The 20,199-nt window shown below is 64.1% G+C and carries 23 protein-coding genes; 12 read left to right on the top strand and 11 right to left on the bottom strand.

Annotated elements, in window-relative coordinates; all coding sequences use genetic code 11:
* Window positions 1-84: TIGR02186 family protein (locus RTCK_RS20855; RefSeq protein ID WP_235988655.1), on the top strand; the 84-nt coding region annotated here is incomplete at its 5' end.
* A gap of 6 nt (window positions 85-90) precedes the next feature.
* Here RTCK_RS20855 and pdeM read toward each other — a convergent pair.
* The 5 genes from pdeM to sppA all read right to left on the bottom strand — a co-directional run bounded on the left by pdeM (window position 91) and on the right by sppA (window position 5,316).
* Entirely contained in the window at window positions 91-822 is a 732-nt protein-coding gene (gene pdeM / locus RTCK_RS09505; protein ID WP_185927979.1) for a ligase-associated DNA damage response endonuclease PdeM, read from the bottom strand.
* 177 nt (window positions 823-999) lie between these two features.
* A complete protein-coding gene (locus RTCK_RS09500; RefSeq protein WP_185927969.1) occupies window positions 1,000-3,531 on the bottom strand; it encodes a ligase-associated DNA damage response DEXH box helicase in 2,532 nt (843 codons plus the stop codon).
* A gap of 50 nt (window positions 3,532-3,581) precedes the next feature.
* Window positions 3,582-3,929 carry a DUF1049 domain-containing protein gene (locus RTCK_RS09495; RefSeq protein WP_142592612.1) on the bottom strand — a complete coding sequence of 116 codons (348 nt, stop codon included), beginning with the start codon at window positions 3,927-3,929 and terminating at the stop codon, window positions 3,582-3,584.
* Window positions 3,930-4,035: 106 nt separating this feature from the next.
* Window positions 4,036-4,335, bottom strand: a complete 300-nt coding sequence (locus tag RTCK_RS09490) for an integration host factor subunit beta (protein ID WP_142521909.1) — start codon at window positions 4,333-4,335, stop codon at window positions 4,036-4,038.
* A 27-nt stretch (window positions 4,336-4,362) separates the two neighbouring features.
* On the bottom strand, window positions 4,363-5,316 hold the full coding sequence (sppA, locus tag RTCK_RS09485; protein WP_142592611.1) for a signal peptide peptidase SppA: 954 nt from the start codon (window positions 5,314-5,316) through the stop codon (window positions 4,363-4,365).
* Between the two features lie 187 nt (window positions 5,317-5,503).
* Between sppA and lptC the strand changes: the two genes are divergently transcribed.
* The 4 genes from lptC (at window position 5,504) to rpoN (ending at window position 9,226) form a co-directional block, all read left to right on the top strand.
* The gene (gene lptC / locus RTCK_RS09480) at window positions 5,504-6,172 is read left to right on the top strand and encodes an LPS export ABC transporter periplasmic protein LptC (RefSeq protein ID WP_142521911.1); all 669 of its coding nucleotides are present in this window, start codon (window positions 5,504-5,506) and stop codon (window positions 6,170-6,172) included.
* Window positions 6,173-6,219: 47 nt separating this feature from the next.
* Window positions 6,220-6,735, top strand: coding sequence for an LptA/OstA family protein (locus RTCK_RS09475; RefSeq protein WP_235988654.1), 516 nt, complete (start codon window positions 6,220-6,222; stop codon window positions 6,733-6,735).
* A 34-nt stretch (window positions 6,736-6,769) separates the two neighbouring features.
* Entirely contained in the window at window positions 6,770-7,552 is a 783-nt protein-coding gene (gene lptB / locus RTCK_RS09470; RefSeq protein ID WP_185927968.1) for an LPS export ABC transporter ATP-binding protein, read from the top strand.
* 120 nt (window positions 7,553-7,672) lie between these two features.
* A complete protein-coding gene (rpoN, locus tag RTCK_RS09465; protein WP_142592609.1) occupies window positions 7,673-9,226 on the top strand; it encodes an RNA polymerase factor sigma-54 in 1,554 nt (517 codons plus the stop codon).
* A gap of 6 nt (window positions 9,227-9,232) precedes the next feature.
* Here the strand turns inward: rpoN and RTCK_RS09460 are convergent, their stop codons facing one another.
* The 3 genes from RTCK_RS09460 to RTCK_RS09450 all read right to left on the bottom strand — a co-directional run bounded on the left by RTCK_RS09460 (window position 9,233) and on the right by RTCK_RS09450 (window position 11,564).
* Window positions 9,233-9,877 (bottom strand): YitT family protein, encoded by a 645-nt coding sequence (locus tag RTCK_RS09460; RefSeq protein WP_142592608.1) that lies wholly within the window; start codon window positions 9,875-9,877, stop codon window positions 9,233-9,235.
* On the bottom strand, window positions 9,877-10,527 hold the full coding sequence (locus RTCK_RS09455; RefSeq protein ID WP_235988640.1) for a YitT family protein: 651 nt from the start codon (window positions 10,525-10,527) through the stop codon (window positions 9,877-9,879). The genes RTCK_RS09460 and RTCK_RS09455 overlap by 1 nt, the downstream gene beginning before the upstream one ends.
* A gap of 104 nt (window positions 10,528-10,631) precedes the next feature.
* Window positions 10,632-11,564, bottom strand: a complete 933-nt coding sequence (locus RTCK_RS09450; protein WP_142592606.1) for a class I SAM-dependent DNA methyltransferase — start codon at window positions 11,562-11,564, stop codon at window positions 10,632-10,634.
* 130 nt (window positions 11,565-11,694) lie between these two features.
* Between RTCK_RS09450 and RTCK_RS09445 the strand changes: the two genes are divergently transcribed.
* The 3 genes from RTCK_RS09445 to RTCK_RS09435 are packed head-to-tail and all read left to right on the top strand — an operon-like array spanning window position 11,695 to window position 13,803.
* Window positions 11,695-11,961 (top strand): DUF6460 domain-containing protein, encoded by a 267-nt coding sequence (locus tag RTCK_RS09445; RefSeq protein ID WP_142521918.1) that lies wholly within the window; start codon window positions 11,695-11,697, stop codon window positions 11,959-11,961.
* Window position 11,962: 1 nt separating this feature from the next.
* Complete coding sequence (locus RTCK_RS09440; RefSeq protein ID WP_142592605.1) at window positions 11,963-12,448, top strand: CAP domain-containing protein; 486 nt, start codon at window positions 11,963-11,965, stop codon at window positions 12,446-12,448.
* Window positions 12,448-13,803: an MATE family efflux transporter gene (locus RTCK_RS09435; RefSeq protein WP_142592604.1), complete on the top strand. Its 1,356-nt coding sequence runs from the start codon at window positions 12,448-12,450 to the stop codon at window positions 13,801-13,803. Before RTCK_RS09440 ends, RTCK_RS09435 begins: the two co-directional genes overlap by 1 nt.
* Here RTCK_RS09435 and RTCK_RS09430 read toward each other — a convergent pair.
* Entirely contained in the window at window positions 13,779-14,870 is a 1,092-nt protein-coding gene (locus RTCK_RS09430) for a quinone-dependent dihydroorotate dehydrogenase (RefSeq protein WP_142592603.1), read from the bottom strand. The two genes, RTCK_RS09435 and RTCK_RS09430, sit on opposite strands and share 25 nt — an antisense overlap.
* Window positions 14,870-15,217 carry a DUF952 domain-containing protein gene (locus tag RTCK_RS09425; RefSeq protein ID WP_142592602.1) on the bottom strand — a complete coding sequence of 116 codons (348 nt, stop codon included), beginning with the start codon at window positions 15,215-15,217 and terminating at the stop codon, window positions 14,870-14,872. Before RTCK_RS09425 ends, RTCK_RS09430 begins: the two co-directional genes overlap by 1 nt.
* 88 nt (window positions 15,218-15,305) lie before the next feature.
* Here RTCK_RS09425 and RTCK_RS09420 point away from each other — a divergent pair, with 88 nt between their 5' ends.
* The 3 genes from RTCK_RS09420 (at window position 15,306) to RTCK_RS09410 (ending at window position 17,321) form a co-directional block, all read left to right on the top strand.
* Complete coding sequence (locus RTCK_RS09420) at window positions 15,306-15,716, top strand: hypothetical protein (protein ID WP_142592601.1); 411 nt, start codon at window positions 15,306-15,308, stop codon at window positions 15,714-15,716.
* A gap of 106 nt (window positions 15,717-15,822) precedes the next feature.
* A complete protein-coding gene (locus tag RTCK_RS09415) occupies window positions 15,823-16,470 on the top strand; it encodes a response regulator (protein ID WP_142521924.1) in 648 nt (215 codons plus the stop codon).
* A gap of 188 nt (window positions 16,471-16,658) precedes the next feature.
* The gene (locus tag RTCK_RS09410; protein WP_142592600.1) at window positions 16,659-17,321 is read left to right on the top strand and encodes a S24 family peptidase; all 663 of its coding nucleotides are present in this window, start codon (window positions 16,659-16,661) and stop codon (window positions 17,319-17,321) included.
* Window positions 17,322-17,336: 15 nt separating this feature from the next.
* Here RTCK_RS09410 and RTCK_RS09405 read toward each other — a convergent pair whose 3' ends face one another.
* Entirely contained in the window at window positions 17,337-18,212 is an 876-nt protein-coding gene (locus RTCK_RS09405) for a transporter substrate-binding domain-containing protein (RefSeq protein WP_142521926.1), read from the bottom strand.
* Between the two features lie 48 nt (window positions 18,213-18,260).
* Here RTCK_RS09405 and RTCK_RS09400 point away from each other — a divergent pair, with 48 nt between their 5' ends.
* Window positions 18,261-20,171: a glycosyltransferase family 2 protein gene (locus RTCK_RS09400; protein WP_142592599.1), complete on the top strand. Its 1,911-nt coding sequence runs from the start codon at window positions 18,261-18,263 to the stop codon at window positions 20,169-20,171.
* The last annotated feature ends 28 nt before the right edge of the window (window positions 20,172-20,199 follow it).

Genomic DNA, 20,199 nt, shown 5'->3' with positions numbered 1-20,199 from the left:
CAGCCGATCGCCTACGGCTTTCTGTGCGTCCTGATCGCGGTGATAACGGGCTGGGGCGCCAGCCTGATCTTCCGCAAGGAATAGGCGGGCTCAGGCCAGCAGATTGGCATAGCGGACGGAATATATGCGATCGCGTCCGAGCAGATGCGCCACCAGCGCATCCCGGTCGAAAAGGCCGTGCATGGCCCTGTGGTTGAGGTCGAGCCCACCGGCGAGGACGCCGAAAGCCGGCATCAGCAGGCGCGAGCCGTCAGTCGCGAAGCACGGACGCCGGACGTATTTTTCGCGGCGCCGGACAGTAGCCGAAGGATGCAGGTGTCCTGCAACCTCGCCACGCCCCGAAACCAGGCTCGGCTCGTGGCGGAAGACGAGCCCGCCATAAAGCAGTTCATCAACCGAGGTTCCCGGAAGGTCCGTGGTGCCGTCCGGATCGTGGTTGCCATTGATCCAGATCCAGTCGCGCCCGCGCGCCAGACCGCAAATCATCGCTCGCAGATCCGCCGGAAGATGCGCGGAACCCTTCCGGTCGTGGAAATTGTCACCGAGCGAGATCACCGTCTTCGGGTCATAGCGGCCGATGGCGGCAGCCAGGAGGTTGAGCGTCGCGACCGTGTCATAGGGCGGCAGCATCATGCCCCGGCGGGCAAAGGCGGCGCCCTTTTCCAGATGCAGGTCGGAGACGACGAGGGTGCCGGTTTCGGGCAGGTAGAGACCACCCAGCGGATCGCACACGGCCGCGACGCCATGGACCAGGGTCTCCTCGGCGCCGGCAGCGTAACCTGTCATCGTTGCTGTGCGGGCGGCAAGCCCGAGGCGGTGCATCACTGTTGCTTCGTCTTCCGTTCTCCGCGAGCAGGACCGCTTCCGCGCCTGCCCTCGTCCTTCATCGCCTGCGGCCCCTTCCCCTCGCCGGGAGAAGGAAGCAAGCCCCCCTCACCGCATCGAGCAGCGCACGTCCCCTCGCCGTTACGGGAGGTCAGGAATGAGGGCTGCCGCGCCCTACGCCATCGCCTCCGCAATCAACTCCTCGGCGGCTTCCTGCAGCACCGCATCCTGCGCCTCGCCCGGAACCGATTCACGGCCGATCTCCAGCATGATCGGCACGGCGAGCGGCGACACGCGGTCGAGGGCGCGGTGGGTTATGTGGCCCTTGATTCGTGCCAGCATATCGCCAAGCCGTCCGATGTCCAAAAGACCGGATGCCGCATCCCGCCGCGTGGCTTCCAGCAGGATATGGTCCGGCTCGTGGCTTCGCAGCACATCGTAGATCAGGTCGGTGGAGACCGTCACCTGCCGCCCGGTCTTCTCCTTCCCCGGATGGCGACGTTCGATCAAGCCGGAAATCACGGCACAATTGCGGAAGGTACGCTTCAGCATATAGCTCTCGTCGAGCCAGGCTTCGAGATCGTCGCCGAGCATGTCCTCGTCGAAGAGGTCGGAGAGGCCGAGGCGGCCGGTATCGATCATGCCGCCGAGATCATCCAATGCCCAGACGGCCAGCGAATAGTCCGTGGCGACGAAGCCGAGAGGCCCCGCGCCGGCGCGCTCCAGCCGGCGGGTAAGCAGCATGCCGAGCGTCTGGTGGGCGAGCCGCCCTTCGAAGCAGTAGGCGATCATGAAGAACCGCTTGCCCCGCGGAAAGGTCTCGATCAGCAGTTCGTCCTTCCTCGGCAGCATGGAGCGGTCCTGCTGGATCTCCAGCCAGTCTCGGACCTGGTCGGGAAGCACCTTCCAGCGCTTCGGGTCGGCCAACATCGAGCGGACCTGATCAGCGAGATAGGTGGAGAGAGGAAACTTGCCCCCGGCATAGGCCGGTATCTTCGGATCCATGGAGAAGGCGTTGGAGACGAGGCACTCGTTCTCCCGGATGCCTTCGAAGCGCAGCACCTTGCCGGCAAACAGGAAGGTGTCGCCCTGGACGAGTTGTTCGAGGAAATACTCCTCCACCTTGCCGAGCGACAGGCCGCCACGCCCAAGCGTACCCTTGGCATCGCGCTTGACCAACCGGACATTGAGCTCGGTCGCCTCGACGATGGTACCGAGGTTCAGCCGGTATTGCTGGGCGACCTGCGGGTTGGAAACGCGCCAGCGCCCCTCTTTCGTCTTGCGGATCTTCGCGTAGCGTTCGTAGGAGCGCAGCGCGTATCCGCCGGTGGCGACGAAATCGACCGCACGCTCGAACATCTCCCAGGAGAGGCCGGCGTAAGGCGAGGCGCTGGTGATTTCCTCGTAGAGCTCCAGGGGATCGAAGGGCTCGGCACAGGCCATGCCGAGGATGTGCTGGGCGAGCACGTCGAGCGCTCCCTCCCCCACCGGCGGCGTATCCTGGGCGCCGAGATAGTTCGCGTCCAATGCCGCCTGGCACTCCATCACCTCGAAGCGGTTGGCGGGCACGAGGATCGCCTTCGAGGGTTCGTCCATCCGGTGGTTGGAGCGGCCGATGCGCTGGGCGAGCCGCGACGCGCCCTTGGGGGCGCCGACATGGACGACGAGATCGACGTCTCCCCAGTCAATGCCCATGTCGAGCGTCGAGGTAGCGACCACCGCCCGCAGCCGATTGGCGGCCATGGCAGCTTCGACCTTCCGGCGCTGGCCCGCGTCGAGCGAGCCGTGGTGCAGCGCGATCGGCAGGTTGTCTTCATTGATCGTCCAGAGCTCCTGGAATAGGAGCTCTGCCTGGAAGCGCGTATTGACGAAGATCAGCGTCGTCTTGTGCCGCTTGATCTCCTCGTAGACCTCGGGGATCGCATAGGTCGAGACGTGACCCGACCACGGGATTCGCTTGTCCGTATCCAGAATGGTGATGTCGGGCGCCGCTCCACCCTGGACGTGCACGAGGCCGGCGGGCGGCGGGCTTTCGCCCTTCCCAGCCCTTTGCGAGGCGAGCCAGCGCTGCAGGTCTATGGGATCGGCGACGGTGGCCGACAGCCCGATCGTCTGCAGGTTCGGCGCGTGACGGCGCAGGCGCGCCAGCCCGAGCGAGAGCAGATGGCCCCGCTTGGAGGTGACGAGCGAATGGAGTTCGTCCAGCACCACGTAGCGAAGGTCCTTGAAGAAGCGCTCGGCCTCCCTGTTGGCGAGCAGCAGTGCCACCTGTTCGGGCGTCGTCAGGAGGATGTCCGGCGGCGACAGCTTCTGGCGCTGGCGCTTGGCCTGCGGCGTGTCGCCGGTGCGGTTTTCGATCGTCACCGGAAGGCCCATCTCCGTGACAGGCTTCATCAGATTGCGCTCGATATCGACCGTCAGCGCCTTCAGGGGCGATACATAGAGCGTGTGGATGCCGGTGAAGGCGGAGCCGGGTGGCCGCTTGCCACGGCTCGTCAGGTCCGTGAGGGAGGGCAGAAAGCCCGCCAAGGTCTTTCCGGCCCCGGTCGGCGCAATCAGCAGCATGTTTTTGCCGGCCTGGGCTCCGGCAAGCAACTCGAGCTGATGGGCGCGCGGAGCCCAACCCTTTTCGGCGAACCACTTCAGGAACGGCCGGGGCAGAGATACGGCATCACGGCCGGCGGATGGGGTTTCAACGAGATCCACGGCGTGAAGATAAGCAAGCCGCGGACAAAAAGAAGAGGGTTTGCAGTGCTTCAGCTATGGGGGAGCGCCGGGCGTGTGGATACCACCGCCGGCGCCTGCGTCTTCTGCCGATCGGCCTCCGCCTGCCACCTGACCGCTTCACGGGCCTCGATGCGGGCCTGCCTGCGGTAACGGCCCTGGGTCCACCAGGTACCGATCGAACCGATCAACATGCCGAGGATCAGCGACAGCAGAAGGAAGAGGAAGAACGGCCCGGTAAGGGACAGCACGCTGTCTTCCGGGCGGAACGGGTTGAGGGCGAGCGTCACGCTCTGACGATTGGCGACAGAAAGGACGATGAGGAGGATGCCGAGCGGCACCAGGATCACCAGCGTCAGGATCTTCTTCAGCCTCGTCATGTCTCTCCGCCTCGTCTGCGTCTTAGGCCCGTTTCGCCCTCCCGAGGCAGAATAGGCGCCTTGCGGCGCCTTTCAAGAGCATCTGCCGGAAGCGCCGTTCAGCGCGTCAATCGGTCTCGTCGCCCATGCCCGGGTTGAGGCGCTCGCGCAACTCCTTGCCGGTCTTGAAGAAGGGCACCCATTTCTCCTCGACGAAGACGGATTCGCCGGTACGCGGATTGCGGCCGGAGCGCGAGGGACGGTTCTTGACGGAGAAGGCGCCGAAGCCGCGCAGTTCGACGCGATTACCGGCGGCCAGCGCATCCGTGATCTCGTCGAGAACGGCGTTCACGATGTTCTCCACATCGCGATGGTAGAGGTGCGGGTTGCGTGCCGCGACGATCTGCACCAGTTCCGACTTGATCACCTTTGCCCCCTGATAAAATTTAGTTTTTCATTTGCGGCCAACCTGCCAAACGGAGACCAGACCGTCAAGGAACAACTTCTCGCCCACCCATGGGCGGAGCGATGCGGGGGCGATGAGGTCGGCCAGCCCCGTCAGGCGTACGAATTCGGCCATGGCGCGGGCGAACCATAGGGAGGAACCGCCGTCATCGCCCTTCCACTCGACCATGGGCAGATCCTCGCCGACGCCCTTACCGGCGAGAAAGGCTCGGATCTCGTCGTCTCCGCCCAGCGTATCGACCAGCCTGGCCTGCAGCGCCTGCCTTCCCGTGAAGATCGAGCCGTCGGAAAGGCGCAGCGCCTCGTCCCTCGATAGGTTGCGGCGCGCGGCCACAAGGTCGACGAACCAGTCGTAGCTGTCCATGATCATCGAGCGGATCATCGCCCTCGCCTCCTCGCTCGGCGGGTGGAAGGGAGACGGCTCGGCCTTCAGCGGCGAGGATTTGATCTCCTCCAGCGAGATGCCCAGATTGTCCATCATCTCGGCGATCTGCGGATACTGGAAGATGACGCCGATCGAGCCGGTGATTGAGCTTTCGCCAGCGACGATCGTGTCGCCCGCGGTGGCGACCATGTAGCCGGCGGAAGCCGCCAAGGTGCGGATGTCGGAGACCACGGGCTTCTTCTCCGCGACCGCCCGGATCGCCTTGAATATCCTCTCGCCGCCATAGGTCGTTCCGCCCGGCGAAGAGATCGAAACCACCAGCGCCTTTGCGCTGTCGCTCTCGGCGATCCTGTCCAGCCGTTCCAGGAGTTCCTTATCGTCCTGGATCATGCCGGAGATCCTGACCTGCGCGACATGCGGCGTCGCGCGACCACCCTCGCCGGCGCCCATGCGATAGACGGCAAAGCCGAGCCCGACGATGACGAGAAGGGTGAGGACGCGCCAGAAGGTCAGCTTTCGTCTCAGCCGCCGGCGATCTGCAAGTGCCGATTGATCCATTGAACTTTCCTGTTGCCGATGCGGATGCGCCTATCGCGCCTTTCGCGCACCGCTATCACGAATTTATGTTTGCCGTTATTGTTTGTTGATGCATAAAAACCATATTGCGCCGGAATACGGAAGCCGCTCCGCCCGCCATTGCGGAGGAGCAAGCGCCCAGGCGGCGAACAAGGAACAGAACCAGCTTATGCTGCAGAGAATGCTCAAAGCGCCGATGCCGACCCGAGAGGGGCTGGCGGATGGGGATGCGTACCAGGCTGCGCTCGCCCACTCCGCGCGCGTGCGCAAGCTTCGCGTGTGGCTGCCGATCGGCGCGGCCGTCGTGTCTCTCGTGTTCATCGCGGTTTCCGTGATCCGGGCCTACCTGCCCGAGGATCTCGTCATCGAGAACGCCCGGATCGAAAACGGCAAGATCGTGATGGAGCGCCCCGCGATCGCCGGGCGCAACGACGACGGGATCAGCTATTCGATGACGGCCATCCGCGCGCTGCAGGACATCGCCAATCCGAACATGATAACGCTCGAGAACGTGAAGGCGGCCGTTCCACTGAACGAGGACACGATCGCCCGCGTCGTGGCAAAGGAAGGCATCTTCGACCGCGGGACCGACCGCATGGAGATGACTGCTCCGTTCGACGTCAACCTCAGCAACGGAACCTCCGCCAAGTTCCAGTCCGCCCGCCTCGACGTGGTGGGCGGCACGCTCGAGACGGACGATCCCATCGCCATCACGACGGAACAAGCCTCCATTGTTGCACAGTCCCTCAAGATAAAGGATAAGGGACGAACCATCACATTCGCGGGACAGGTTCGGGTAAACATCGAAGCCGCCGCCATCCGCAACACGGGCAGTTAGAGCCGGCCACCATGATCCTTCGTCGACCCTTGCACAATGCAGCCCCCATGATCGTGGCAGCCGTCCTTTCGCTCGCCGCCTCTCCCGTCCTCGCACAGGCCACCACAAGCCAGATGGAAGGGATGAAGCTGTCGAACGACGAGCCCATCCAGATCGAAAGCGATCAACTGGAGATCAAGGAGCAGGAGAAGACCGCCTATTTCACCGGCAACGTGAAGGTGGTGCAGGGAACCACGACGATGCGGGCCGGCAAGATGACCGTGCTCTACACCGGCGAAGGTTCCTCGATGACGTCGGGCAATGCCGACATCGACAAGATCTACCTGGACGACAAGGTGCTGCTGACCTCCGGGACGCAGCAGGCGACCGCCCAGAAGGGCGAGTTCGACATGGCGTCGCAAACCTTCATCCTGACCGGCGAGCAGGTCGTCCTTTCTGAGGGAACGAACGTCTTCAAAGGCTGCAAGCTCACGGTCTACATGAATACGGGCGAGGCCAGGCTCGACGCCTGCGGTGGCCGCGTCGAAATCCTGCTCGATCCGAAGTCCCGGCAGCAGCAGTAACGGCAGCATAGTGAAACTACCATTCCTCTCCCGCTTGACCTCAAGAAAGGCGCGCGCGCACGAACCGTTCACGGTCCGTGACAAGGCACGTTACGAAGGTACGCTGGTGGCCCACGGGCTCTCCAAGACCTATGACACGCGCCGCGTCGTCAACGGGGTGTCGCTCGTCGTGCGCCGCGGCGAGGCGGTCGGGCTGCTGGGACCGAACGGCGCCGGCAAGACGACCTGTTTCTACATGATCACCGGGCTGGTACCGGTCGACGAGGGCATGATCGCCATCAACGGCAACGAGGTCACCGGCATGCCGATGTACCGGCGCGCCCGGCTGGGGGTTGGCTACCTGCCTCAGGAGGCTTCCATCTTCCGCGGGCTGACGGTCGAGCAGAACATACGGGCGGTTCTGGAAGTGCACGAGCCGAGCCGGGACAAGCGGGAGCGCAAGCTCGACGAATTGCTCGAGGAATTTCACATCAGCCATCTGCGGAAGTCGGCCGCCGTGGCGCTGTCCGGGGGCGAGCGCCGCCGGCTGGAAATCGCCCGGGCGCTTGCGACCGATCCGGCCTTCATGCTGCTGGACGAGCCCTTCGCCGGCGTCGACCCGATCTCGGTTTCCGACATCCAGAACCTCGTCCGCCACCTCACGGCGCGGGGCATCGGCGTCCTCATCACCGACCACAACGTGCGCGAGACGCTGGGCCTGATCGACCGGGCCTACATCATCCATGCGGGAGAGGTCCTGACCCACGGGCGGGCCGACGACATCGTCAACAATCCCGACGTCCGGCGGCTCTACCTCGGCGACAAATTCACCCTTTAGGCGTTCGACCCGCTTCGCTGCGGTGATGACGCTTGACCAAATCTTCTAAAAAAGCAATTTTTGGGCCAAGTGGATGCCGGCCCATCGGCCGAACGTCCCGGTAAGGAGTCCGCGTGCGCCATGGCCTTGTCAGCCAGCCTCTTCCTGCGCCAAAGCCAGTCGCTCGTCATGACGCCGCAGCTGATGCAGTCCATCCAGCTGCTGCAGATGACGCACATGGAGCTCAATCAGTTCATCGCCCAGGAAATCGAGAAGAACCCGCTTCTCGAAATGGCATCTCCGGAAGGCGCGCCGTTCGAGGATGCAGCGCCCCAGGCCGACAGCGCCTCAGAAGGAAGCGGCGCGGAGGCCTCGGACAACCACCGGGGAAGCGCAGGTGACGACTGGTACGAAGCGACTTCCGGCAGCGCGGCCGCGCGGCTGGAGGACCTGGACCAGAACTATGAGAACCTCTTCCAGGACGACAAGCGGCCCGCCCGGGCCGACACGCCAGAGCTGCTGAGCCAGTGGAAGTCGATGCCCGGTGCCGAGGGTGGCGAGGATTACGACCTGGAAGACTTCGCCGCAGCCCAGGTCACGCTGGGCGACCATCTCGCCCGCCAGGTGCCCTTCCTCCTCAAGAACGCGACGGACCGGCTGATCGCCCAGCACCTTCTGGATGCCATAGACGAAGCCGGGTATTTCGGCGGGGATATCGGCGAGATCGCGGCGCGGCTGAACTGCGGAGCGCAACGCGTGGAGGACGTGCTCTCGGCCCTGCAGACCCTCGACCCGCCGGGGATCATGGCCCGTACGCTGAGCGAATGCCTGGCGATCCAGCTGAAGCAGCGCGACAGGTTCGACCCCGCCATGGAAGCACTGGTCGCCAACCTGGACCTTCTGGCCAGACGGGATTTCGTTTCCCTTCGCCGCCGCTGCGGGGTGGGCGAAGACGACCTCCTCGACATGCTCGCCGAGATACGATCCCTCAACCCGAAACCCGGCAGCAGCTTCGAGCGCGCCGTGTCCGAGACCATCGCTCCCGACGTCGTCGTGCTTCCCGACGCCGCCGGAGGATGGACGGTGGAACTCAATCCGGACACGCTGCCCCGCGTGCTCGTCAATCGCGATTATTTCCAGTCGGTCTCGAAGTCCTGCGGCAAGCTGAAGGAGGACCAGGCCTTTCTCGCGGATTGCCTCCAGAATGCCAGCTGGCTGACCCGCAGCCTGGACCAGCGCGCCAAGACGATCCTGAAAGTGGCGATCGAGATCGTGCGCCAGCAGGATGCCTTCCTCACGCATGGGGTAGACCATCTGAGGCCGCTGAACCTGAAGATGGTGGCCGATGCCATCAAGATGCACGAGTCGACGGTGAGCCGGGTCACCTCGAACAAGTACATGCTGACGCCGCGCGGCCTGTTCGAACTCAAATACTTCTTCTCGGTGTCGATCAACTCCAGCGAGGAGGGCGGAGACACCCATTCCGCCGAAGCGGTGCGCCATCGCATCCGTGCCCTGATCGCACAGGAAAACCCGGATGCGGTGCTTTCCGACGACGACATCGTCCTCATGCTGAAGAAGGGCGGCGTCGACCTGGCGCGCAGGACCGTCGCCAAGTACCGGGAAGCCATGAACATCCCCTCCTCGGTTCAGCGGCGGCGGGAAAAACGCGCACTGGCGAAGCTTGCCGGCTGATATCCCTCAACGAACGATATAGCGATCGGTGCGGTGGTTGATCGCCAAAGTGAGGTTCAACATCGCCGCCGCGACGATCGAGCAGACGATCACGTACGGGGTGGCAAGGAGAAACGACAGCGCCAGCACCACGAGGTCGAGGGCCAGTTGCACGAGACCCGCCCGCCAGCCGAAACGGTCCTGCAGGTAAAGCGCGAGAATGCCGAAGCCGCCGAGGGAGGCGCGGTGGCGAAAAAGTGCCAGCATTCCCGTTCCGATCAGCAGGCCGCCGAAAAGGGCGGCTGCGACCGGATGCAGTGTCCCGAAGCTGACGAAGTCCGGAAGAAGCTCCGTCAGCAGCGAGGTCAGCGCCACCGCCGCGATGGTCTTGACCGTGAAGGCGAGGCCCAGCCGGTGGTAGGCGAGCCAGTAGAAGGGCAGGTTGAGCGTGAAGAAGACCAGGCCGAAGCTCAGCCCGGTCGAATAGCGGGCGAGAAAGCCGAGTCCGGCCGTTCCCCCGATCAAAAGCTCCGCCGACGCCAGCATGGTCACTCCGAGGGCGGCCAGCATGCTGCCTGCGGCAATGCCCTGGGCGTCTTCCGCTGCCGAATGCCTGTCCGGCGCGGAGCCCCAGAAACCCAGCGGCGATTTCCCTTCACTCACATCCGTCATCAGCGCACCACGACATACCGGTCCGAGCGGTGGTTGATCGCCAGGAAGACATTGAGCACCACCGCACCCAGGAGGGACCATGCCACGGTTGCCGGCGAAACAACAGCGAAGGCGCACAGCATGACGCAGAGATCGAAGGCGAGCTGAACGAGCCCCGCCTGCACGCCGAACCGGTCCTGGATATAGATGGCAAGTATGCCGACGCCGCCCAAGGAAGCCCTGTGTCGATAGAGCGCGAGGAGACCGTAACCCAGCAGCAGTCCGCCCAGCAGCGCGGCCCAGCCCGGATGCAGGTACTGGATCAGCAGGAACTGCTGCTCGATCTCGGTGACTGCGGAGACGAGGGCGATCGCGATGAAGGTCTTCAGCGAGAAGGCCCAGCCGAGACGGCGGAAGGAGAGGTAGTAGAACGGCAGGTTGACGATGAAGAACAGGAGGCCGAACGAGATGTCGGAAGCATAGTGGAGGAGAAAGGCGACCCCGGCCGTTCCGCCGGTCAACAACCCCACCTGGTTGAGAAAGTAGAACCCCAGGCCGGCTATGAGGGCCCCCGTCGCCAGCCCCTGCGTGTCTTCCAGGAAGGTATGCTGCGATGGATCCGCACTGTAGAAACCCAGGCTACGCCGGGGGGCCTGCTTCTGCTGCGCCAAGTGATGCCTCGAAATGCCAGGATTATCGCGGTGCAATATATAAATCGGCATCCGCCTTCAACGGGTGGCGGCGTAGGTCCTGGAAAACGCAAGAACAGGAAACATCAGAGCGGCTTTTGCGACAGAAACAGCACTCCGGGTACCGGATCGCCGCGATCCATACGAATATCGGTATGCCAGGTTTTCAAGATCTGCAGCCCGTGCCGCTGCAGCATTCCGGCGATGTAGTCTTCCGAATGGGCGTAACGAAGAGATTCCCGCAGGACGAAGCCTTCCGCTTCGCCTGCGTCCTCGACCGAGAAGGCGAATAAGCCTCCCGGCGCGAGCAGCTCCTGGACGAGCGGAAAGACGGTCTCCAGCGAACCGAGATACATCATCACGTCCGCTGCAGTAACCAGATCCGCGCGTTGGCGCGGCAATACCGGACCGAAGAGCCCGGCCTCGTCTCCCGCGAGGCTGAGATCGGCCTGGCCGAGATGATCGTAAAGCGCCTTCTGTTCGGCCTTGGCCAGCATGTTCGCAGACAGATCGAAGCCTTCGAGCCTTCGCGTCAGGCCGCGGATCTCGGCTCCCATGAGACCGGTGCCGCATCCGAGATCCGTCGTGAGGGAGAACGGTTCGCGTTCGGCAATGAGCCGGGCGAGCTTGGGCGGCACACTGTAGCGGAGCTTTCCGACCAGCGCGGCGTCGAAGCGGTCGGCATAGTCGTCGAACAAGCTCTCGACATATCGGCTCGAAGGCCGATCCGGAACCTTTTCATCGCCAAGCAGGGCGAGCTTCAGACGCGCCCCGAAAACATCTGCCGGATCCAGCTGCAGCGTTCTATGGTAAGCGTCTGCCGCCGCCTGACGTATATCGGCCTTTTCTCGGTATTCCCCAAGCCGGAACCAGCCGGCTGCCCAGCTGGAAACGATCTCCAGGGCCTGCTCCATCAGTTCCACGGCCGCGCGGAGATCGCCGCCATCCGCGAACATGCGGGCGTAGTCGGCGCGGCGATCCGCGATGACGTCACCGGAGCTGAAATGGATGAGCTGCATCGATTGTCCTGAAGGGGTGCGGGTTAATGACGGAAGTCACAAAAAAACTCAAGTTATATTTGAGGTGAGGCGCTTGCTGCGGCACCGGACCGCGGCTATGCCTTTCGCGCAGCTTCGGAGAAGGACAAGGATGGCGGACGGGGTGAACAGGTTTCTGGGCGATACACCGGGTCGAACGATCATCAAGCTTCTGGTCGTGTGCCTGATCGTGGGGTTCGTCCTCGCGATCTTCGGCTTCACGCCAAACAATATCGTCGACAACATCCGCTACTACTTCCTCGACCTCTGGTACAACGGCTTCAGGGCTCTGGGACAAGTCGGCGACTACCTGCTGCTCGGCGCAATCGTGGTCATCCCGATCTTCCTCGTGCTTCGGCTTTTCAGCTACCGGCGCTGACATGCTCGAGACGACCTTCTCTTCGCGCCGGAATTTCCTGGTCCTGCTGGGATGCAGCGTGATGGTCAGTGGCTGTTCCACGATCGGGGCCGGCATATCGGTTGCCGGGGCGCAGGACCACACGGACGAGGCGCTGCCCCTCGTCAACCGCGTTCGCGCCGCCCACGGACTGCCTTCGCTTTCAGCCAGGCCTCCCGCCCGCGTGGCGGCTGCCGAACAGGCGGTTCGGATGGCAAAGGCCGAGCAGATGACGCACCTGATCGGCCTGGGTGACAGCTTCGCCACCCGGATGAAACGCCGCGATGTGCCGCTTCCGGCAGCGGAGAACATTGCCAGCGGCCAGACCTCGGTCGAAGAGGCCGTGCAGGCCTGGATCGAATCCGAGCGACATCTCAAGAACATGCTCGGCTCCTTCCGCGGCGTCGGCGTGGCCGTTGCACAATCCGCGGCGGCGCGGCCCTACTGGGCCATGGTACTTTCCGCCTGATGGGCGGTGCGGCCGAGCCTGCCGGCGCCGGTTCGCGCCGCTTCCAGGTGACCCACCGCCTCGTGCTCTCGATCGCGGTGCCGATGACGCTCGGTTTCCTGACGACGCCGCTGCTCGGATTGACGGACACGGCGGTAGCGGGCCGGCTCGGACGCCCCGAAGCCCTGGCGGGCCTCGCAATCGCGGCGATCCTGTTCGACCTCATCTACGGCAGCCTGAGCTTCTTCCGCACGTCGACGACGGGGCTTGCCGCCCAAGCCTATGGCCGGGGCGATCCTCGCGAATTGCAGGCCGTGTTCTGGCGGGCCGTCCTGAGCGCGCTCTGCCTGGGCGCCATGATGCTTCTTCTCGCCCCGGCGATCCTGTGGCTGGCTCCGGAGCTGATGACGGCGGAGCCGGCGGTCGCAGCGGTGGTGCGCGAATACTTCGGTATCCGCGTCCTCTCCAGCCCCGCCACCTTCGTGAACTACGCGATCCTAGGCTTCGTCTTCGGGCGCGGACAGGCGACCCTCGGGCTGGCGCTGCAGATCCTGCTGAACGGCACCAACATCCTGCTTTCGATCGCGCTCGGCCTCTGGCTTGGCTGGGGCATTTCGGGGATCGCCTGGGGCACCGCCGCGGCGGAAGTGATTGGCGCCGCAGCCGGCCTGACGCTGGTGCTGCGGCAGTTCCCCGCCTCGGGCAGGCCAAGTCGCGGGGAGATCCTCGACCCGACGAAGCTGAGGCAACTCTTCCAGCTGAACGCCGACATCCTGATCCGCTCGCTGATCCTCAACGGCGCATTCGCGCTGATGACACGGGTGGGATCCGGCTTCGGCTCCGTGACGCTCGCGGCGAATGCAGTGCTCATGAACATCTTCATGCTCTCCGCCTTCTTCCTGGACGGCCTCGCCGGTGCGGCCGAGCAACTGGCCGGGCGGGCCGTCGGCGCCAACTTCCGGCCGGCCTTCGACCGGGCGCTGAAGCTGACGGCGGCGTGGTCGTTCGTGATGGCAGGCATGGTCGCAGCCTTCTTCCTGCTGCTCGGGCTGCCGATCATCGAGTTCCTGACGACGTCGGAGGAGGTCCGCGGGACCGCCCTCGCCTACCTCCCCTGGGCGGCGATGACCGGGCTTACAGGAGCGCTAGCCTTCCAGATGGACGGCGTCTTCATCGGCGCAACATGGTCGCGGGAGATGCGGAACATGATGCTGCTGTCGTTTGCCGCCTATTGCCTCGCGCTGATCGTCCTGGTGCCGTCCTTCGCCAATCACGGCCTGTGGCTGGCGCTCAACCTGTTTCTCCTGCTGCGCGGCCTTCTGCTTCTCGCAAAGGTGCCACGAAAGGCCGCTCAGAGCTTCATTGCCGCCCAGTGAGCAAGCCGTGCGTCGCGCAGTTCGCCGATGGAGCCGGCGCCCTCCCGGTCGAGGAGGCCCGAGAGGCCGCGCAGGATCCTGGCGGGCAGGCCCGGCCCCTCGTAGACCATGCAGGAATAAAGCTGCACCAGATCCGCACCGGCGCGGACCTTCTCCAGCGCGTCGTCGGCGCTTGCCACGCCGCCCACGCCGATGATGGCCAGTCCCGGCCCGACGCGTCGGCGCATCTTTGCCAGGACGGCGGTCGAAAGGCGAAAGAGCGGAGCTCCCGACATGCCGCCGGCTTCGGAGGCGTGGCGGCGGTCCGCAAGACCTTCCCGCGAGAGCGTCGTGTTCGACACGATCAGGCCGTCGAGATCATGGGACAGCGCCTCGGCAGCGACGTCGTCGAGCCCCTCCTCCGTCAGATCCGGGGCGATCTTGAGAAAGACGGGAAGGGAGCGGCCGGCGCGTACCACCGCCTCTCTCCTTGCGGCAAGGACCGCGTCCAGCAGCGCCTTCAGGCTCTCGCGGGCCTGCAGGTCGCGCAGGCCCGGCGTGTTCGGCGAAGAGATGTTGACGGTGAAATAATCCGCGACGGAAGAGAAGCGCTCTATGCCGGCGACGTAGTCGGCCACGCGGTCGGCGCTGTCCTTGTTCGCACCGATGTTGACACCGACGATACCCCCATCGCGCCGGCGCGCGGCCAGGCGCGCATGGGCGGCGGCGTGGCCTTCGTTGTTGAAGCCGAGCCTGTTGATCACCGCGCGGTCGGCCGTCAGCCGGAAGATGCGCGGCTTGTCGTTGCCGGCCTGGGGCTTCGGCGTGACCGTCCCGACCTCGGCGAAGCCGAAGCCCAGCCGCAGCAGCGCATCCGGGACGTCGGCATTCTTGTCGTAGCCCGCGGCCATGCCCAGCGGATTGGGAAAGCGGATCCCCGCCACCGTCTGTGCAAGCCTGGCATCGTCCGGCACGCTGCAGGAGGGAAGGAGGCCGCTTTTCAACGCCGCGACCGACATGCCGTGCGCCGTTTCCGGGTCCAGCAGAAAGAGCCCCTGGCGGGCGAGGTCCGAGAGGCGGCCGAACATCAGGCGAACTCCTCCGGGAAGACATGCTGCCCATCTTCCCCCAGCGGCAGCGGGCGCTCCCAGGCGACGGCCTCCATCGGAAGCTGCGCGTAGAGGTGCGGGAAGAGATCGCCTCCCCGCGACGGCTCGAATCGCAGGGCAGTGCCGAGCGCCTCGCCATCGACCGCAACCAGCACGAGGTCCTTTTGCCCTGCGAAGTGGAGGCGAGCCGTCTCACGGGCCTGGGCGGCCGTCGACAGGTGGATGAAGCCGTCCTGCAGATCGATCGGCGCACCGCCGAAGACGCCTCCCTGCCTGGCCGGCTGCCAGAGCGAACGCGGGACGATCTTGTAGACGATGTTTTTCATGGCCGGCTTTCGTGAAGGCTGTAGAATTGTCCTTGCGGTTTGCCGCAAAGGCCACAACTTGTCCACCACCGGAAGGAAGGAGCAGCGCATGAAGAGACTGTTGCCGATAGGGGTATTGCTTCTGACGCCGGCTTCCTCCCTCGCGCAGGAAGCGCCGGATGCCCGTTTCGCGCTGGAGCGTACCGAAAGCGGATTCGTCCGGCTCGACCGGGAGACGGGTGCCGTCTCGCTGTGCCGCGATCAGGACGGTACCCTGACCTGCCGCATGGCGGCCGACGAGCGGGCGGCCTACGAGAGAGAACTGGAACTCCTGGCCGGGCGTGTCACGGCACTGGAGCGGCGCCTGGAGGCCATGCCGCAGCCGGAAAGCCTGCCAGGCGAGGCGGAGATCGAGCAGGGTCTTTCGATCATGGAGCGCTTCATGCGGCGCTTCATGGAAATCATCGAGGAATTCAGCTCCGAACGGGGCAATTCGGAGCCGGCGCCGCAGAAAACATGAGGCAGATCCTCCACCGCAAGAACACGGCTATTGTTTCCGGGACCCGGCACGCGTAAAAAGAGTGTATGCAGAGATATGCGGCTGTGCCCTTGGGAGGGGGTGTGGAATGCAGACACTGACGATCATCATCGCCGACGACCATCCGCTTTTCCGAGGTGCGCTCAAGCAAGCCGTCCAGAACCTGGGGGCGAAGCAGAATATCCTGGAAGCGGGTGATTTCGAAGCCGCCCGGCGGGCCGCGCGCGACAATCCCGAAGCCGACCTGATGCTGCTGGATCTTGCCATGCCGGGCGTGAGCGGCTTCTCCGGCCTCATGTCCCTGCGGGCGGAATTTTCCGGCCTGCCGATCGTGATCGTATCGGCGACGGACGACGGCGCCACGATCCGCCGGGCGCTCGAACTCGGCGCCTCCGGCTTCATCTCGAAATCTTCCGGCCTCGACGACATCCGAGCCGGGGTCAACGCCGTGCTGGAGGGAGACATCTGGGCTCCGGAGGCGCATCTGCCGGTGAGCGAGGAGGATCCCGGCGTCAACGAGCTGATCGAGCGCCTCAGGACGCTGACGCCGCAACAGAGCCGTGTGCTCGCCATGCTGGGCGAAGGGCTTCTCAACAAGCAGATCGCCTATGAGCTGGGCGTGTCGGAGGCGACCATCAAGGCGCATGTCTCGGCCATCCTGCTGAAGCTCAATGTCGACAGCCGCACCCAGGCGGTGATCAAGCTCAGCAAGATCAGCATGCCGATGGTGGCCTAGGCAGGATTTTATTCCTTCATCTCTTTACCCGCAGGTCCCGTTTGGTTAAGTTACCGGCAGGTTCGCCGGTTGGCGAGCCAGTGTCGAGGACGCCAGATTTGAGGCGCCCCGGCTCATCATGCCTCGGGATGGCACGAAGGTTCGGGAAGGCGAGGCTTACGGACCCTTGAGCCGGAGCAAGTACCGCCATGCTGTCACATGAAACGATCTGGGCTGCGATCGATGCGCTGGCCGAACGCCACAAGTTGACCCCCTCTGGCCTGGCGCGGCGCGCTGGGCTGGACCCGACATCGTTCAACAAGTCGAAGCGCCACGGACCGGATGGACGTCTGCGCTGGCCCTCGACGGAATCGATTGCCAAGGTCCTCGAAGCCACCGGGGCCACGATCGATGAGTTCATGAGCTACCTGCCTCCAGGCTCCCAGCCGCCTATTCCCGCAGGCGTCTTCCCGCCGCAGACGGGCTCCATCCCTCTGCTCGGCTTCGCGCAGGCCGGCGCCGGCGGCTTTTTCGACGACGGCGGCTTTCCTGCCGGACAGGGTTGGGACGTGGTGGACTTCCCCGCCTCGCCTTCGCGGAAAACCGGCGTCTACGCCCTGGAGGTCCAGGGGGATTCCATGGTGCCGCTCTACCGCGACGGCGACGTCCTGATCGTGGAACCGGGGGCCCAGGTCCGCAGGGGAGACCGGGTGGTTGTGAAGACGCGGGACGGCGAAGTGATGGCGAAGATCATCCTGCGGCAGACGGCGCGTACCATCGAACTGACGTCGCTCAATCCCGAGCACCCGAACCGGACATTCGACATGACGGACGTGGAATGGGTTGCCAGGATCATCTGGGCAAGCCAGTAGGAATATCCTCCGCCCTCAGTACAGCCCGTGAGGGAAGTAGCGGAGATAGATGTCTTGAAGCCGGCCGTTCCGCGACAGCACCGCCAGGGCGTGATCGAAGGCATCCGAAAGCATCGCGTCATCCTTGCGCAGCATGACGGTCAACCCCTCGCCGAGAAAGGCTTCGGATACGTAGGGGCCTGTGAAGAGCCTGCAGCAATTCTGCGACGCCTCGCCGGCGATCCAGAAAGGTAGCGTCAGGCCGTCCGAGAAGACGGCGGAGAGCTTGTTCTCCTTCAACGCCTGCAGCATCGTACCGCGCTCCTCGAACAGGACGGGAATAATCTTCGGAAAGAATGCCTTGAGCATGGCTTCATGCGCCGAACCAGTCACGACGCCTACGGTCCCGCCCGCCAGTGCTCCCGGATCCTGCGCATCCAGGTCACGTGCCGAGTGGCGGGCGAAACGGGCGGGTATCGTCAGATAGGGGCGGGAGAAGGAAAACTCCTGCCGCCGCGCGGCCGTCACCGCGACCCCCGCCATCACCGCATCGCCAGCGCCGTTCTTCAAGGCGGCTTCCAGTTCCTCGAAGGGAAGCGCCTGGATCTGGCATTTCGCTTCGATCTTCAGTTCGAGGCACACCTCGCGCGCGAGATCCACGTTGAAGCCCGTGAGACGCCCCGTCTGATCGGCGAAGTTGAAGGGCGGGAAGTCTGCCGTGGTCAGTATCCTTAGCCGCACCAGGTTCGAAAGGTCGGGCTTCGGGAGACGCTCTCTAGCGTCGAAAAGAACAGGCATTTCGGGTTCTTGTGCGACGCCCGTGGTCGGGGCCGCGGAGGCGAACCCACACGCAAAGACAACCAGAAGAAGAAATCTCCCCCATGTTTTCAGGGATGAAAGCAATGGGGTCATCTTTATGATCCATTTTGGGACAGGGTGGCGAGACGGTGTAGCAGGTTCATGCGTCTGGGGGAATATCCGCAAAGATCGACGCCGTCCTCGGATGGCCGGGCGGAAGACATATCGCCGGTCGCGGCAGACACTCCGGATTCTTCTTCGGCAGCCGATCCCGGCAGCGAGACGGCGGCGCTCCGGTCTCTTGGATTTTCTAAGCCTCTGCTCGCCTCGCTTTCGGCGAAGGCACGGGCGAACGGAACGAGCCTGGAGCTCGAGCTCCTTCACCATCCGGGGATCGACGAGAATGCCTATTACGGCGCGATGGCACGCCTCCTCCGGCTGCCGTTCATGGATACCATCGACAGCGCGGCGGTGACGGACTCCAAAACCCTGGACACGCAACTGCATCGTCCGATGATGCTTAGGCTCTACCACAACCGCGAAGCTCCCAAGATGGCGGTCGTCCCGGAAGCCGCGCGGCTTGGAGACCTCGCCGCTGCGCTCGCCAATCTCCCCGCATTGCGGACGGATCTTTTCGTCACCACGCCGAGAGCCGTTAGAGCGGCGGTATGGAGGGCGGGTGCCGGCCGCCGCGTCCGAGATACGGTCACCGAACTTTTTGAACACCGGCAAGCCCAGTCCGCGCGGATCGTCCTGACGGGCGGACAGGGTTTCGCGGCAGGTCTGCTGCTGGCGGCTTTGTTGGCGGCCATCGTCATCGCACCCTCCTCTGTTCTGCCCATTCTTCATCCGGCCCTGTCCTTCCTCTATCTGACGAGCCTTCTACTGAAGGTGCTGGCGCTGATCCATTGGAGGCAGAAGCCAAAGAGCCTGCCGCCGCGACCGGCCGGGAAGCTTCCGAAGTATACGGTTCTGGTTGCGCTCTACCGGGAGGCGGCGGTGGCGGAACAGTTGATCCGCTGCCTGAAACGGCTCGACTGGCCACCCTCCCTTCTGGACATCAAGCTTGTCTGCGAAGCCGACGATAGCGAAACCATAGCGGCGCTTCGCACCCAGCAACTGACAGCGCAATTTGAGATCGTGGAGGTTCCGCCGGCAACTCCACGTACCAAGCCGAAGGCGCTCAGCTACACCCTGCCTGGTATTCGTGGCGATTTCGTTGTCGTCTACGACGCTGAAGATCGCCCTCACCCGGCACAGTTGCGCGAGGCCCATCAACGTTTCCTCGAGCTTCCAGAGGAGGTTGCCTGCCTCCAGGCACCCTTGATCGTTACCAATGGCCGGCGCTCCTGGATCAGTGCTCTCTTCGCACTGGAATACGCTGCGCTATTTCGCGGGCTGCTGCCTTTTCTGGCCCGTCATCGCATGCCGATGCCGCTCGGGGGCACGTCCAATCACTTTCGGACAGATGTGCTCCGGAAGGTTGGCGGCTGGGATCCGTTTAACGTGACCGAGGACGCAGACCTGGGCCTGCGGCTGTTCCGTCTCGGCTATCGCTCCGATGTGCTGCACCGACAGACATTGGAGGACGCTCCAACGGAAACAAAGGTATGGATGGGCCAGCGGACCCGCTGGTTCAAGGGCTGGGTGCAGACCTGGCTGGTCCTGATGCGCCAGCCACGCCGGTTGGTGAAGGAGATGGGTCTGAGGGACTTCATCGTCCTCCAGCTGTTGATCGGAGGGATGCTCCTTTCGTCGCTGCTGCACCCCCTGATCTTCATATTCGTCGCAGAAGGCGCAATCGCAATGATGGCAACACCGGCAACCGCAATATCCAACTGGGGGCTCCTACTTTTTATCGTCGATGCCATCAACATCTTCGGCAGCTACCTGACCTTCATCGCCCTCGGCATCAAGGCCATGACCGGGCACGAGAAAAGGCAGGTCGGTATCCGCTGGACCGCCCTGCCGCTCTACTGGCTGATGACCTCCGTCGCCTCATGGCGAGCGCTCATCGAGCTCCACAGGAAACCGTTCCTCTGGCAAAAGACACCACACCAGCCGGTCCCCTGACAACCGACGGAGAATGAATAGGAAAGTC

This window comes from Pseudorhizobium endolithicum, from assembly GCF_902153245.2.
Lineage (GTDB): Bacteria > Pseudomonadota > Alphaproteobacteria > Rhizobiales > Rhizobiaceae > Neorhizobium > Neorhizobium endolithicum.
This window is presented reverse-complemented; position numbering and strand designations above follow the sequence as displayed.

Excerpts from the sequence above, each read along its gene's own strand:
- pdeM (WP_185927979.1), bottom strand. The coding sequence starts at position 822 with ATGCACCGCCTCGGGCTTGCCGCCCGCACAGCAACGATGACAGGTTAC.
- RTCK_RS09495 (WP_142592612.1), bottom strand. The coding sequence starts at position 3,929 with ATGACGAGGCTGAAGAAGATCCTGACGCTGGTGATCCTGGTGCCGCTC.
- sppA (WP_142592611.1), bottom strand. The coding sequence starts at position 5,316 with ATGGATCAATCGGCACTTGCAGATCGCCGGCGGCTGAGACGAAAGCTG.
- lptC (WP_142521911.1), top strand. The coding sequence starts at position 5,504 with ATGCTGCAGAGAATGCTCAAAGCGCCGATGCCGACCCGAGAGGGGCTG.
- RTCK_RS09475 (WP_235988654.1), top strand. The coding sequence starts at position 6,220 with ATGATCGTGGCAGCCGTCCTTTCGCTCGCCGCCTCTCCCGTCCTCGCA.
- rpoN (WP_142592609.1), top strand. The coding sequence starts at position 7,673 with ATGGCCTTGTCAGCCAGCCTCTTCCTGCGCCAAAGCCAGTCGCTCGTC.
- RTCK_RS09460 (WP_142592608.1), bottom strand. The coding sequence starts at position 9,877 with ATGACGGATGTGAGTGAAGGGAAATCGCCGCTGGGTTTCTGGGGCTCC.
- RTCK_RS09450 (WP_142592606.1), bottom strand. The coding sequence starts at position 11,564 with ATGCAGCTCATCCATTTCAGCTCCGGTGACGTCATCGCGGATCGCCGC.
- RTCK_RS09445 (WP_142521918.1), top strand. The coding sequence starts at position 11,695 with ATGGCGGACGGGGTGAACAGGTTTCTGGGCGATACACCGGGTCGAACG.
- RTCK_RS09440 (WP_142592605.1), top strand. The coding sequence starts at position 11,963 with ATGCTCGAGACGACCTTCTCTTCGCGCCGGAATTTCCTGGTCCTGCTG.
- RTCK_RS09435 (WP_142592604.1), top strand. The coding sequence starts at position 12,448 with ATGGGCGGTGCGGCCGAGCCTGCCGGCGCCGGTTCGCGCCGCTTCCAG.
- RTCK_RS09430 (WP_142592603.1), bottom strand. The coding sequence starts at position 14,870 with ATGTTCGGCCGCCTCTCGGACCTCGCCCGCCAGGGGCTCTTTCTGCTG.
- RTCK_RS09425 (WP_142592602.1), bottom strand. The coding sequence starts at position 15,217 with ATGAAAAACATCGTCTACAAGATCGTCCCGCGTTCGCTCTGGCAGCCG.
- RTCK_RS09420 (WP_142592601.1), top strand. The coding sequence starts at position 15,306 with ATGAAGAGACTGTTGCCGATAGGGGTATTGCTTCTGACGCCGGCTTCC.
- RTCK_RS09415 (WP_142521924.1), top strand. The coding sequence starts at position 15,823 with ATGCAGACACTGACGATCATCATCGCCGACGACCATCCGCTTTTCCGA.
- RTCK_RS09410 (WP_142592600.1), top strand. The coding sequence starts at position 16,659 with ATGCTGTCACATGAAACGATCTGGGCTGCGATCGATGCGCTGGCCGAA.
- RTCK_RS09405 (WP_142521926.1), bottom strand. The coding sequence starts at position 18,212 with ATGACCCCATTGCTTTCATCCCTGAAAACATGGGGGAGATTTCTTCTT.
- RTCK_RS09400 (WP_142592599.1), top strand. The coding sequence starts at position 18,261 with ATGCGTCTGGGGGAATATCCGCAAAGATCGACGCCGTCCTCGGATGGC.